Origin of the sequence: Rhodococcus sp. NPDC047139 (assembly GCF_040643435.1) — a bacterium.
Taxonomy (GTDB): Bacteria; Actinomycetota; Actinomycetes; order Mycobacteriales; family Mycobacteriaceae; genus Rhodococcus.
The window spans coordinates 284,390-297,482 of sequence record NZ_JBEYUH010000004.1; the positions used below are offsets into that span (position 1 = coordinate 284,390).

Consider the following 13,093-nt stretch of genomic DNA (forward strand, 5'->3'; position numbering starts at 1 on the left):
ACACTTGCTTTCTCTGTCAAGATCGATGCATGGTTTCCTCCACTTCCCGCCGCTACGCCGGTTTGAGCGGTGAGCAACGGGTCGCGCTACGGCGTGAAAGCCTGCTCGAGGCGGGCCTGGACCTCTTCGCGGCCTCGGGTAAGAGTGGCGCCACCATGACCGCGATCTGTGCGCATGCGAAGTTGACCGAGCGCTACTTCTACGAGAGCTTCACCAGCAGAGACGATCTACTGCAGAAAGTTCTGGACAGAATCGCCGACGAGGTACGCGAGGCCGTGCTCGTTGCTCTCCGGGCAGGCACCGGAACACTCGACCAGCTCGTGCGAAATGCCATCGCCTCGTTCGTAGCGATTCTCACCGACGATCCGCGCAAGGGCCGTGTCGCGCTGATCGAGTCCGCCGGTTTCGAGCCGTTGCGCACCCACAGGCGCGCAGCCCTGCGAGGTTTCGCCCAGATGGTCGCCGACGAAGCGACTCGCATGTACGGCGATCGTGCGTGGCCAGGGGATCGCGGAGAGATCAACGGATTGTTGTTCGTCGGTGGCTTGGCGGAACTGGTCACCGCCTGGTTGAACGACGAGATCACCATCACGCCCGACGAGATCGTCGATGCGGCGACCTACCAGTTCATCTCCACGGCCCACAGGTAGGACCGTCACCGTGGCGCGGCACGGCGCACCTGCTCGTCGATCGTCAGTCGTCGCCGTTGGATTCCTTGTCCTCTCCCCGCCGGCGCAGGAAGTTGAAGCCGGGCACTCCGACGATGGCCTGTCGCACGTCCTTCGCGACGAGGAGCAGTTCGTGGATCTCGGGTGCGACGGTGTCCAGCGTCGCCATGATCGGCAGCACTGCGTCGACCCGCTCGGTGATGACCGGCAGCATATCGATGAGCTGGACCGCAGCATGCACCTCTGCGGGTGAGAACTCTTCGACGAACCGGGCGGCCAGCGGGGCGGCCCGCTCGGCGAGGGGGCGATAGGTCTCGAGTAGTTCAGCAGCGGCATCCGAGCTGCGACCTGCAGATTCGACGACGACCCTCGCATCCGTGGCGACTGCGGTGGCATCGCGCACCACCCCGCCCGTGGAGTCGATGATCTCGGTTGCCCGCGAGACGGCATCGGCGGCTTCCTCCACCACACCGATGGTCGACGCGATCACCTGTGTCGCCTGCGCGACGGCCACCGAAGCCCCTTCGACGATATCGGTGGCATCGGTGACGACCGTCTCGATGCGGCGAACCAGGGACTCGACGGAACCGATGAGCGATTCGGCCTCGTCGAGCAGGGCTTCCACCCGCGCCGGGATCGATATCGCGAACTCCGCAGTGTCGAGTGTGCGTCCGAGCACCGTCCGAGTGACGTCGACGACGGAGCCGACGACCGAGAGTCCGAGCGTGGGCACAGGCAGCGAGATCATCTCGTCATAGTGCAGCACGGCCCACGGTCGTGATCACGGACCTCACATTTTCGACGTCCGGCCCGTCTACCCGGTACGAAGCGCACACCGGATGGAAGGATCGTAATCGTGACGGTATTGCGTACCCACACCGTGATCGACTCGCCGATCGGAGAACTGACGTTGGTGAACACCGACGGCATCCTCAGCGGCGTCTACATCGCCGAACACCGTCCCGCTCCCGATCGCGGGAGTTTCGGCGAACAGGCCCCGGAAGGGTTCGACGAGGCCATCACCCAGTTCGAGGAGTACTTCGCCGGTCGTCGCATCCACTTCACCGTCCCGACGTCGCCTACCGGAACACCCTTCCAACGCGCGGTGTGGGAGACGCTGAAGAAGATCGAGTACGGCACCACACGTACCTATGCAGAGATTGCGCTCGACCTCGGCCGGCCCACTGCGGTACGGGCGGTGGCCGCAGCCAACGCTCGTAACCCGCTGTGCATCGTCGTCCCGTGCCATCGGGTCATCGGTAGCGGGGGCAAACTCACCGGCTATGCCGGGGGTCTCGAGCGCAAGCGCTTCCTCCTCGATCAGGAGGCACGGATTCTGAGCGCAGGACATCCTCGTGGCCCGGGCAGCACCCATGTCCCTGCCTGACCACATTCCGCAGGCGCACCTCCCGCCCTTCGAGGAAGTGGTGAGCCGGCACGGCACCACCGTGCTGAAGGTCTGCCGCGCACTACTCGGGCCTGTGGAGGCCGACGACGCCTGGTCCGAAACCTTCCTCGCGGCGTTGCGTGCTTATCCGGCGCTGCAGCCGGGCAGCAACCTCGAAGCGTGGCTCGTGACCATCGCGCATCGGAAAGCCGTCGACATCCACCGGGTGCGCGGACGGAACCCGATACCCACGGAGAAGATGCCCGACCCCGCGTCGACCACGGGGATACCAGGGGAGGGTGACGACGAATTGTGGGCCGCGGTCGCAGAGCTTCCCTTCACACAGCGTGCGGCCCTCGTCTACCACTATGTCGGGGGCCTTCCCTACGCCGAAATAGGCACGATCCTCGGCAACAGCCCCGCCGCAGCGCGCCGTGCCGCAGCCGACGGCCGGGCTGCTCTGCGTCGTCACATCGAATCCGGAACAGGATGCCGCTCATGACTTTTCCACAACCGTCGGTCGGGCCGGCCGATCTCGCGTGGTTACGGGAGAAGCTCGTGCTCGATGCCGAGCAAGCGGGTCTACTCGACGTCGCCTTCCGCGTCGCCGACACTCCCGTGGGGCCGCTGCTGCTGGCGACGACCGCCGCCGGACTCGTGCGGGTCGCCTACGTCGCCGACGGGCCCGACGCCGTCCTCGACGAACTCTCCCGGCGAATCAGCCCGCGTGTTCTCGGCTCGCCACGGCGGCTCGACCCCGTCGTCCGGCAACTCGACGAGTACTTCTCGGGCACCAGAACGCATTTCGATATTCCACTCGATCTGCGTCTGGCCGGTGGGTTCCGTCGAGAGGTGATCACCCGATTGCCCGACATCGCGTACGGGCGAACGGCAAGCTACGCCGAAGTCGCGGCTGCGGCAGGGAGCCCTCGCGCGGTGCGGGCGGTCGGCACTGCGTGTGCAAAGAACCCCCTTCCGGTGGTGGTGCCGTGTCACCGTGTGGTGCGCAGCGACGGCAGCATGGGCAATTACGTCGGGGGTCTCGAAGCGAAGAGGGTTCTGCTACAACTCGAGTCGGCGACATGATCACAGTCCTCCGGATCCCGATGGCGGAACCCGTTGCGGTAGCACCGATGCTCGCGATGCTGCGAAGTCATGTCGTTCCCGGTCACGAACACCATGATGCCGAGAGCGGCACTCACCGTCGCGCGGTCCGTACGAAGGGCGGCGCCGCACATGTCACCGTGCGTTTCGAAGACCTGATGAAACCGTCCTCTCGAGAGCCGGGGGAAGTGCGACATCTCGAAGTTGTCGTCGAGACCGCCTACGCCGTCGAGGTCGAGGAAGTCGTCGCGGTCGTGGAGCAGTGGCTCGACCTCGCAACAGATCCCACGGTCGTGGATTCGGCATTCCGGTCCGATCCCGTGCTCGGTCCACTCGTGCGAGCCAATCCAGGGCTACGGGTGGTCGGTACCACCGATTGGTTCGCGACGGCGGTGTCGACGGTCCTCGGACAACAGGTGAGTGTTGCTGCGGCATGCACATTCGGCGGGCGTCTCGTCGCAGCATTCGGCGACGATGCCACTGGCGGGTTGCGGTGCTTCCCCGGTCCGCATCGACTCGCGAGAATCGACCCCGACGAACTTCGCGCCGCGATCGGCACGACGCAGTCTCGTGCCCGCACGCTCGCGCACCTGGCCCGCGCGGCAGCCGACGGCCTGGCTCCGGAGCAATCGTCGTTCGCAGAAGACCTCCTCGCCCTCCCGGGTATCGGGTCGTGGACCGTCGACTATCTGTCTCTGCGGATCGGTGATCGAGACGCCTGTCCGTCCGGCGACCTCGTCCTCCGGCGAGCTCTGGGGGTGACGACGGCGCGGGAGGTCGCCCGGCAAGCAGAGAGGTGGCGCCCCTGGCGGGCCTATGCCGTCATGCACCTGTGGATGCAGGCCGCCTATTCGCTTCCGAAGTCCTCGGCGTAGACGGTGCGCACCGCGGTGTCCATCGGGAAGCGAACCTGGGTGTCGCCGAACATCAGTCGCGTTGCCACGTCGACCGCCGCCGTGATGTGCGAGGACGCACGTTCCGGGTTCCCGGTATGCACCACGACCTCGTCGTGCTGAAAGAAGACCAGGTCGCCGACATCCGGATCGGGGTCGGTGGACAACCGCCGACGCAGTTCGGCGAGCAGGCACAGAGCCCACTCGGCTGCAGTGGCCTGCACGACGAAATTCCGCGTGAAGCGGCCACGTGCGTGCGCGTCGCCGTGCGAGTGGAAGCTCGGAGGAGCGGGTGGGCACGCCCGGCCCAGCCACGAATGCACCACCTCGCCTCGTTCACCGGCGCGCGCTGCACGTTCGACGAACTCGACGGCGGTGGGGAAGCTTCGGCGCAGCACAGCCAGCAGAGCTCGTGAATCACCGGACGTGGCCCCGTACAGTACACCCAGCACCGCGACCTTCGCTTTCGCGCGGTCGCCGCCGAACGACGTGGCGGCGATGGGGGCGTACAGATCGTCCGCACCGGCGGCGGCGACCATGCGCCTGTCACCCGACATCGCCGCCAGGATGCGTGGTTCGAGCTGGCCCGCATCGGCAACGACGAACCACCGGCCGGGATCCGCTACCACGCTCGAACGCAAAGCCTTCGGGATCTGCAGAGCGCCACCGCCCCGACTCGCCCATCGACCCGAGACGACGGCACCGGGCACGTAGACCGGGCGAAACCGGTCGTCGCGTACCCAGGTGTCGAGCCAGTGCCAGCCGTTCGTGCTGAACAACTTCGACAGCTCGCGGTGCCGCAGCAACAGGGGCACGGCCGGATGGTCGATCTGCTGCAGCACATGCTTGCGCGTCGACTCGACGGCGATCCCTTCCCTCCGGAAGGCTTCGAGTACCTCGCTGTGCGATGCAGGATTGACGGGCCGGCCGAACACAGCGCCGATCTCCTCGACGACTTCGGCGATGCGGCTCGGTAATTCGTAGCCGGCGGGGCGTGGCCCGAGAGTGTCCTCCAGCAGACGACGATGGGCCTGCGCCGAGAACGGTAGGCCGTCGAAACCCATTTCGGCGGCGGCGAGTGTGCCGGCCGATTCGGCGGCGGTGAGCAACTCGAGGCGGGCATCGCCCGCTATGCGGCGTCGCTGGTCGGCGTACTGCTCGAGGACGGCGTCGATGCCGATCGTGGGCGCGGCGTCGAAGAGACCGGGCCGCTCGTCGGCGGGTTCCTCCACGGCGGGTGGGAACGACCCCTCCCGCACGGCGAGAATGGCTCCGGTGGTGGCGAGGTCGTGGCACCGCTGCACCCGAACCCCTGCGCGCAGTAGTTCGGGGTAGACGGTCGCCGTCGATGCCCACACCCATCGGGGCCGAGATTCGGCTTCGATCTCCGCGACCGCCGCCGCGAAATCCTGGTGTTCACGGACAGGTCCGAGTGGCTCGCCGGTTGCGTCGGCCTCGACGACACTCGCGCCACGACGACCGTGGCCGTCCGCAGGATGAGGAACAACGACGGTGCGCACTCCTACAGTGTGCTCCTCCGCTCCGGCAGGCTTCGACGCGCCGGTAACCCTGCCAATCACCCCCGAAATCACCCGAAGCGGGCGAGAAGCCGGCAGCTGCCGCCGTTACCGTGAAAGCCGGGGGACTCCGCCGCTACCCCCGACGCGCGGCGGGGTCCCCGTCTCCTGCGAAGGCTCCTCCTGCTCGTCGGGATCGACAATCCTGCGGTCGTCCGTGCTGTGCGCGGTGACCGTGAGATCCGACAGGCGGTTTCGAGACGGTCTCCAGGGCAGTCGTGCAGGCGCGTCCGGGGTTCGGTGGAATCCGATGCGGTCGTAGGTCCATGTCACGAGGGCGCCGACGACGACTCCGAACACGAGTCCGGCCAATGTCATGGTGGCGCCGTGACCGAGCCCTGCATCGGACCGTCCGTCGAAATAGAGGATGGCTCGCACCGCGAGGTAGACCTGATGCATGGGCTCGAAGGTCGACAACCATTCGAACAACTTCGGGGTGGCCTCGATCGGGATGGTGCCCCCGGATGAGGGAAGACCGAGCACGATGAACACGACCAGGTTCACCAGCAGGCCCGCCGCGCCGAAGATCGACATCACGGCCAGGGAGGTGATTCCCACCGCGGAGATCGCGAGTGCCCCGTACTCCCACAGCAGCAGTGCACGCGGTACCGGCATTCCGAGACCGGTGGCGATCCACAGATACAGCGCCGAGACGATCATCGACATGACGACAGTGATGCCCCACTTGAGCATCAGCACCTGCAGCCGCGACATCCGGGTCGTCTCCTTGGCGATATAGAGCGGGCCGTACTCGGTGGGTACGAATCCGAGATTGCCGTCGACGACCGCGTTGATGATCGTGGCGCCCGTGAACCCGGCCAGGATCAGCAACAAGGTGTAGAAGAAGGCGGACAGACCCGCACCGGTCCCGTCGGGCAGGGGTTTGTGTTCGACGGTGAGGACAGCGATCGGTTCGGCGAGCGTGAGACTGCTCGCTCCGGATACCTGGAGGTCGGGGGCGGTTTCGGTGAGGGTCGCGGTAACCCTCGCGGTCAACTCCTCACCGACCGCGCCGTTGACCTCGGTCATGGCACGGTCGCCGATCGTGGTCACGATGCCGGTCGCGAACGCGCCTGTGCGGGGGTTCGTGTACACGGTGATGATCGGTTTTTCGATGTCGCCGGGGATGACCGAAGCCTGCGCCAGGATGGAGACGCGTTTGGTGAAGTCGCTGGGGATGACGATCGCTCCGTAGAGGCTGCCGTCGTCGAGGCCGTCGGTGGCGGCCGCGATCCCCATCGGTTGCAGGTCGATCTGCTCGGGATCGATGCCCTCGAGGATCCCCTCGGCGATCTGGTCCCCGAAATTGCGTTGCTCCTCCGATCCGGGGAGAACATCGCCGACGTCCTGATTGACGAGGGCCATCGGGAACTGTCTCAAGTTCTCGCTCGGATCGAGGAGTGCGCCGAGATAGAAGTACGCCAGGGCGCTCATCACCGCCGCGACGACGGCGAAGGGTGCGAGCCAGAAGCGCGCGCTGCGCACTGTGCCGTGGTGTGGATCGGACAACGATCGGGATGAACTCACCTGTCGATTGTGCACACAGGTGTGTTCCGTTGTCGGCATCGAGTGCGCGAATGCACCTGAAGACCGCGGGTGCGGAACTCCTCACTCCGGGTTCCGTCGACCGTGTTCGCTCACCTCAACAATTCGCCGAGGGCCGATGCGGCAGAAACCACGGCGGCCGCGAGGCGTGGTTCGTCTGTGGCATCGAAAACCGAGACACCTATCGCGGCCTGGGTGCCGCCGGCACGGCTGGGCACTGCGGCCGAAATGCCGATGGTGGTGGATACGACCTCGCCTGTGGAGACCGCGTAGCCCATCCGTCGGGCGCGCGTCACCTCCGGCCGTTCCTCCGGACGTGGAGGCATCGAGCCGAGAATCGCCAGGCCGGCCGAACCTCGATCAAGGGGATGCACCTGCCCGGGACGGAACGCGATGTGGACATCGGATCGGCGAGGTTCGATCACCATCATTGCCCGCACCGTGGTGTCGGATTCGCGGACGACGAGGTGGGCTGTGGCCTCGACGCTGTCGGCAAGGTCTTCGAGGATCGGCCTGGCGAGAGTGCGCAGATCCTGCTCGACGGATTCGGCGAGGGTCACCAGGCCCGTGCCCAGGGTGATGCGCTTGTGGTCGTCGCGTCGACAGAGGCGGTGGGCCTCGAGGGTTCGGACCAGTCGGTGGGCGACCGTGCGGTGGACGGCGAGTCCGTCGGCGATCTCGCTGACCGACAAACCGTGCGGATTCCGGGCGAGCAGTTCCAGGATCTCGAGGCCGTTGTGCAGCGTCTTGGACATTCCGGCATCGGGCTCGACCCGAAGATCAAAATTCTCCGTTTGTGCAGGTAGTTCCCGCATTCGTGGCATGACTCCCGTTACCTCTCTTGACGTCTGTGAACTGTAACACCTAGCATTTTCGTTAATCGCACGCTGAGTGCGATTATCGCACACAAGACGAAACGGTTTCGAACGACATGACACGGACTGACGACAGCGTGGACGAGGCGGTTCTCGCCCGGATCCACCAGCTGTACGGGCGGCAGAGCCACCTCATCGACGGAGGCGCTGCCCGCGAGTGGGCCGAGACGTTCACACCGGACGGTGAGTTCTGTTCACCCAGCTACCCCGCCCCCGTGGCAGGTACCGACGCGCTCGAGGATTTCGCCGAGCGCTTCTATGCCGCTGCGCAGGACGCGGGTGAAGTGCATCGGCACGTCGTCACCAACCTCGCGGTCTACCGCCTCGACCGCGACACCCTGCGAGTCCAGGCCTATCTGCAGATCGTGGCCACCGCACGCGGCGGAGAATCCCGCCTCGTCCGGTTCACCACCATCGACGACCGCCTCGTCCACATCGACGGCGAATGGCGCATAGCCCGCCGCGTCGTCTCCCGCGACGACCGCTGACCTTCACACCCTCTTTCCACATTCGTTTCGCACTCCCGGAGGAATCACCCATGACCGCTGACGCCCAGAACCCGGGCCGCACCGTCACCACCCCGATCGCTGCCGTCTACCCGGAGATGGCGAACAAGGTCGCCGTCATCACCGGCGCGGCCCGTGGGATGGGTGCACAGTTCGCGCGAGGACTGGCCACGCGCGGTGTGAACGTCGTCGGTGGCGACATCAACGACGTCCAGATGAAGGAAACCGCCGAGCAGATCAACGCGGAACTCGCAGTCGAGTCCCTCGTGGAGAAGCCCGGGGTCGTGGTGGGAGAGCGGGTCGACGTCACCGACCCCGACGAGCACGAAGCACTCGCTCAGCGCGCGGTGCAGGAGTTCGGCCGCATCGATTTCTGGATCAACAACGCCGGAATCTTTCCGTTCGCACTCGCCGAAGAAATCTCCAGGGAGCAGATCGCGGCAACGCTGGACGTCAACGTCGAGGGCGTGCTGTTCGGTGCCCAGGCTGCCGCCCGGCACCTCGAGCCCGGTGGCGCGATCGTGAACATGTCGTCGGTTTCGGCCTTGCGGGTACGCAAGGGGCGCGGCGCCTACTGCGCGTCGAAGGCAGCCGTTGCCCACCTCACCGAATCGCTCGCAGTCGAGTTCGGCGACAAGGGGATTCGTGTCAACTCCATCGCGCCCGGATACATCGACACGGAGATGACCCGTTGGGTTCAGGACGACCCGGCCGCACTGAAGCACGCGCTCGACGTCGTACCGCTGCACCGGATCGGTTCGCCCGAAGAGGTCTTCGGGCCGTTGCTCTTCCTGCTCTCCGACAGTGCCCGCTACGTCACCGGACACTCGATCGCCGTCGACGGTGGATCGCGGCATGTCTGACGGTGTCCTCGAATCCGTGTCCTACCCCTCGGTCGTACTTGTGACGGGCGCGGCCGGCGGGATGGGAGCCAACCACGCGCGTGTACTCGCGGCACGAGGATCGCATGTGTGCGTGGCCGATATCGCCGACCCGACCGAGGTCGTCGAACAGATCGAAGCGGCGGGCGGGTCGGCGTCGGCACACACGCTCGACGTGTCCGATGCTGCCGAGTGGATCAGGGTCGTCGCCGAGATCCGCTCACAGCGCGGTGAACTCGGCGGACTGGTCAACAACGCTGGGATATCCCGGCGCCTCGAGTTCATGGACACCCCGGACGACGTCTGGGAGAGAACCATGCGGATCAATCTGTTCGGCCCGTTCTACGGCATGAAAGCCGTCGCTCCGCTCATGCGGGAGAGCGGTGGCGGCTCCATCGTCAACATCTCGTCGATCTCCGGACAGATCGGGTACTTCTCTCCGGCCTACTCGTCGAGCAAATGGGGTCTGCGCGGACTGTCCAAATCGGCCGCGGGGAACTTCGCACGCTGGGGCATCCGGGTCAACTCCGTGCATCCAGGACTCGTCGGCACACCCCTGCTCGGCGGCGCCGACGCCTTCGTCGACGCAGCGCTGAACAGTGTGCCCGCCGGCCGGATGGCCACCGTGGACGAGATCACCGACGCCGTGCTGTTCCTGCTGTCCGATCGCTCGAGCTACATGACGGGCAGCGAAGTAACCGTCGATGGCGGAATGACGTCCAACGGCCTCTACCACCGCATCATCGCGGAGACGGGAGATCAACTCTCATGAACGACGACATCATCGACGTCGTAGTGATCGGTGGCGGCGGTGCCGGACTGGCTGCTGCCGTCTCGGCAGCCGAAGCCGGTGCGAGCGTGCTCTTGTTCGAATCCGAGACCGAGCTCGGCGGCTCGACCCAGTTGTCCGCAGGGCTGTTCACCGCGGCGGGAACGAGCGTGCAACGCGGCCTCGGCATCGAGGATTCGGCCGAGAAATTCTTCCAGCACTACATGGATCTGAACCAGTGGGTGCTCGCGCCCGGACTGGTCCGCGCGTTCTGCGAGAACGCGGGCCCGACTCTCGAATGGCTGATCGGACTCGGTGTGGAGATCCCGGCCCGGGAATCGTCGAACGCACACATGCCCGGCCTGTGCCAGGCCGGCGTCGAAGACGTCTGGCGCGGCCACGTGCCGAAGGACCAGGGTTACGGACTGGTGCAGACCCTCGATCGTGCTCGTCGCGCGCACGGCGTGGAGGCGGTACTCGGCACACGCGTTCAGCGGTTGATCGTCGAGGACGGACGTGTTGTCGGTGTCGTCGCCGACGACATCGAGGTGCGTGCCCATGCCGTCGTGGTCGCCTCCGGTGGGTTCGCGCAGAACCGCGACCTGCTCGAACAGTACTACCCGTATCCGCTCGGAGCGGGCGAGTCGCTGTTCGTGGTCGCCGCGCCCGGTAGTCGCGGTGACCATTTCCGGTTCGGAGAGCAGGTCCGTTCGGCGATCACGGGCAAGGACTGGGGGCTGACCATGCCCACCGCATACTTCCAGCGCTATCACCACTGGCAGGCCGGCTTCCCGCCCAAGTCGCGGGTGTACGTCAACGCATCCGGTCGTCGATTCATGGACGAGGACGCCTCCTACGCGGTGTCCGGCGGCCTCATGGATCTTCAGGACGGTCCCGTGTGGGCGATCTTCGACGAGAAGGCACGCACCGAATTGCCGTCCGGATACACCGACTGGGATGCCGACCGGATCGCCGAGGAGGCCGACGCCGGTCGCACCCTGCGCGCCGGCAGTCTTCCCGAACTCGCCGAGCTCATCGGGGTGCCGGCGGACGCGTTGGTCACCACGATCGAACGCTGGAACAACCAGTTGCCCAACGGAATCGACGACGACTTCCTGCGGCACCGCACACTCGCCAACAAGGGCTCCACCTCGAATCCCGACCCCATCGTGGAGGGCCCGTTCTACGCGGCACGTATGCTGCCCGCCGAACTGGTCTGCACCCACGCCGGACTCGAGATCAACCGGAACGCCGAAGTTCTCGACACGATCGGGAACGTCGTACCCGGCCTGTACGCGGCCGGGGAAGCGGGCGCCGGCATCCTCGGCCTCCGTTATGTCGGTGGCGGCAATGCCGTCGCCAATGCACTGACCATGGGCCGTATCGCGGGTCGCAATGCGGCGCGGTCGGCTGTATCCGGCGCCGCTCCACGCGCCGAACTCGGCGTGTGACGCCGTCTCCCCTCACACTCGAAAAGGACACGAACATGCTCGGATCGGATGCGGTATCACCCGCGGAGAGTCCAGCTCAGACCGGCACTCCCCAGCCGAAGCAGTCGACGACGAAGGTCATTCGTGCTGCCGTGGTGGGCACCATCGTCGAGTACTACGACTTCGGTATCTACGGCTACATGGCGACGATGGTCGCCACCTTGTTCTTCGTCGCCGAAGACGAGACCGCGGCCCTGCTGGGCACGTTCGCGGCGTTCGCGGTGGCGTTCTTCCTCCGGGTGCCCGGTGGCATCTTCTTTGGGCACATCGGTGACAAATACGGGCGGAAGAACGCCCTGTCGTGGACGATCCTGCTGATGGTCGTCGCGACGGCGGCCATGGGCCTGATGCCCACCTACGCCACCCTGGGCGTGTGGGCGACCGTCATGCTCGTTCTCGCGCGCTGCCTGCAGGGCTTCGCCGCAGGTGGTGAGCTCGGCGGTGCGAACGCATTCGTCTCGGAGTCCGCACCCACCCGCTGGCGTGCCACGCAGACATCGCTGGTCAACTCGGGTACCTATCTCGGTTCGCTCGTCGCCTCGCTCGTCGCACTCGGTATCACCACGATCTTCACCGAGGAGCAGATCCTCGAGTGGGCGTGGCGTATTCCTTTCCTGCTCAGCGTCGTCATCGGCGTCGTCGGCATCTGGATTCGGAACCATCTCGAGGACACCCCGCAGTTCGAGGAGCTCGAGGAGAAGGGGGAGACGAAGAAGCTGCCGATCGCCGAGCTTCTGAAGACCTCGGGCGGCAGCGTAGTCAAGATCATTCTGCTCGGGGCACTCATCATCGGTGGCTACTACATCGCCTCGGTGTATGCCGCGACCTACCTGCAGACCACGGGTGGCCTGTCTTCGTCGGTGGCGTTCCTGTCGACGTGCCTTGCGCTGATCCTCGGCGTGATCACGTTGCCGATCGCCGGTTACCTCGCCGACAAGTACGGCCGCAAGCCGGTGCTGTTCGCCGGCAGCGCGGCGTCGGCGGTGGTCGGCGTCCCGATGTTCATGCTGATGTCCGGCGGGACGGTCTGGCAGGCGATCATCGGGCAGTCCGTGCTGTTCATCTGTGTTTCGGTGGTCAACGGAGCGTCCTTCGTGACCTACGTCGAGATGCTCAAGGCATCCGTGCGGTACAGCGGAATCGCGCTCGGCAACAACGTCACGAACATGTGTCTCGGTGGTACCGCGCCGTTCATCGCGACGTGGCTGATCGACCTCACCGGGAACTCGCTCGCACCGGCCGGGTACTTCGTGTTCTGCGCCCTCCTCACTCTGGGTGCCGTCTTCTTCATCGAGGAGACGAAGGGCATCGAACTGCGCACTGACTGAGTGCAGTCGACGGCCGGAATTGTCGGTACCCGTCGGGACCGGCAATTCCGGCGTTCGCGCCGTAGACGGC

General features: G+C 65.9%; 14 protein-coding genes. 10 read left to right on the top strand and 4 right to left on the bottom strand.

The features are described 5' to 3' along the window. The first annotated feature begins 29 nt into the window (after positions 1-29). Positions 30-650 (top strand): TetR family transcriptional regulator, encoded by a 621-nt coding sequence (locus tag ABZ789_RS07115; protein ID WP_358421017.1) that lies wholly within the window; start codon positions 30-32, stop codon positions 648-650. A gap of 43 nt (positions 651-693) precedes the next feature. Here ABZ789_RS07115 and ABZ789_RS07120 read toward each other — a convergent pair whose 3' ends face one another. After that, positions 694-1,416: a ribulose 1,5-bisphosphate carboxylase large subunit gene (locus ABZ789_RS07120; RefSeq protein ID WP_358421020.1), complete on the bottom strand. Its 723-nt coding sequence runs from the start codon at positions 1,414-1,416 to the stop codon at positions 694-696. A gap of 108 nt (positions 1,417-1,524) precedes the next feature. Between ABZ789_RS07120 and ABZ789_RS07125 the strand changes: the two genes are divergently transcribed. The 4 genes from ABZ789_RS07125 to ABZ789_RS07140 are packed head-to-tail and all read left to right on the top strand — an operon-like array spanning position 1,525 to position 4,034. After that, positions 1,525-2,055 (top strand): methylated-DNA--[protein]-cysteine S-methyltransferase, encoded by a 531-nt coding sequence (locus ABZ789_RS07125; protein ID WP_358421023.1) that lies wholly within the window; start codon positions 1,525-1,527, stop codon positions 2,053-2,055. Further along, positions 2,042-2,557, top strand: coding sequence for an RNA polymerase sigma factor (locus tag ABZ789_RS07130; RefSeq protein ID WP_358421026.1), 516 nt, complete (start codon positions 2,042-2,044; stop codon positions 2,555-2,557). The genes ABZ789_RS07125 and ABZ789_RS07130 overlap by 14 nt, the downstream gene beginning before the upstream one ends. Beyond that, positions 2,545-3,141 carry a methylated-DNA--[protein]-cysteine S-methyltransferase gene (locus tag ABZ789_RS07135; protein WP_358421029.1) on the top strand — a complete coding sequence of 199 codons (597 nt, stop codon included), beginning with the start codon at positions 2,545-2,547 and terminating at the stop codon, positions 3,139-3,141. The genes ABZ789_RS07130 and ABZ789_RS07135 overlap by 13 nt, the downstream gene beginning before the upstream one ends. After that, the gene (locus tag ABZ789_RS07140) at positions 3,138-4,034 is read left to right on the top strand and encodes an AlkA N-terminal domain-containing protein (RefSeq protein WP_358421032.1); all 897 of its coding nucleotides are present in this window, start codon (positions 3,138-3,140) and stop codon (positions 4,032-4,034) included. Before ABZ789_RS07135 ends, ABZ789_RS07140 begins: the two co-directional genes overlap by 4 nt. Here ABZ789_RS07140 and ABZ789_RS07145 read toward each other — a convergent pair. The 3 genes from ABZ789_RS07145 to ABZ789_RS07155 all read right to left on the bottom strand — a co-directional run bounded on the left by ABZ789_RS07145 (position 4,007) and on the right by ABZ789_RS07155 (position 7,929). Next, on the bottom strand, positions 4,007-5,572 hold the full coding sequence (locus ABZ789_RS07145) for a bifunctional 3'-5' exonuclease/DNA polymerase (protein ID WP_358421035.1): 1,566 nt from the start codon (positions 5,570-5,572) through the stop codon (positions 4,007-4,009). The two genes, ABZ789_RS07140 and ABZ789_RS07145, sit on opposite strands and share 28 nt — an antisense overlap. Before the next feature lie 105 nt (positions 5,573-5,677). Further along, complete coding sequence (locus tag ABZ789_RS07150) at positions 5,678-7,156, bottom strand: DUF3533 domain-containing protein (RefSeq protein ID WP_358421038.1); 1,479 nt, start codon at positions 7,154-7,156, stop codon at positions 5,678-5,680. A gap of 110 nt (positions 7,157-7,266) precedes the next feature. Next, complete coding sequence (locus ABZ789_RS07155; RefSeq protein WP_358421041.1) at positions 7,267-7,929, bottom strand: helix-turn-helix domain-containing protein; 663 nt, start codon at positions 7,927-7,929, stop codon at positions 7,267-7,269. A 176-nt stretch (positions 7,930-8,105) separates the two neighbouring features. On the opposite strand from ABZ789_RS07155, the gene ABZ789_RS07160 reads away from it, so the two are divergent. Genes ABZ789_RS07160 through ABZ789_RS07180 form a run of 5 tightly spaced genes read left to right on the top strand, consistent with a single transcriptional unit; the run spans position 8,106 to position 13,023 of the window. Next, a complete protein-coding gene (locus ABZ789_RS07160; protein ID WP_358421044.1) occupies positions 8,106-8,537 on the top strand; it encodes a nuclear transport factor 2 family protein in 432 nt (143 codons plus the stop codon). Between the two features lie 50 nt (positions 8,538-8,587). Continuing rightward, positions 8,588-9,418 carry an SDR family oxidoreductase gene (locus ABZ789_RS07165; protein ID WP_358421047.1) on the top strand — a complete coding sequence of 277 codons (831 nt, stop codon included), beginning with the start codon at positions 8,588-8,590 and terminating at the stop codon, positions 9,416-9,418. Further along, positions 9,411-10,208, top strand: a complete 798-nt coding sequence (locus ABZ789_RS07170) for an SDR family oxidoreductase (protein WP_358421050.1) — start codon at positions 9,411-9,413, stop codon at positions 10,206-10,208. The genes ABZ789_RS07165 and ABZ789_RS07170 overlap by 8 nt, the downstream gene beginning before the upstream one ends. Then, on the top strand, positions 10,205-11,656 hold the full coding sequence (locus ABZ789_RS07175) for an FAD-dependent oxidoreductase (protein WP_358421053.1): 1,452 nt from the start codon (positions 10,205-10,207) through the stop codon (positions 11,654-11,656). The genes ABZ789_RS07170 and ABZ789_RS07175 overlap by 4 nt, the downstream gene beginning before the upstream one ends. Positions 11,657-11,691: 35 nt before the next feature. Continuing rightward, positions 11,692-13,023: an MFS transporter gene (locus ABZ789_RS07180; protein ID WP_358421056.1), complete on the top strand. Its 1,332-nt coding sequence runs from the start codon at positions 11,692-11,694 to the stop codon at positions 13,021-13,023. Positions 13,024-13,093 lie beyond the last annotated feature (70 nt).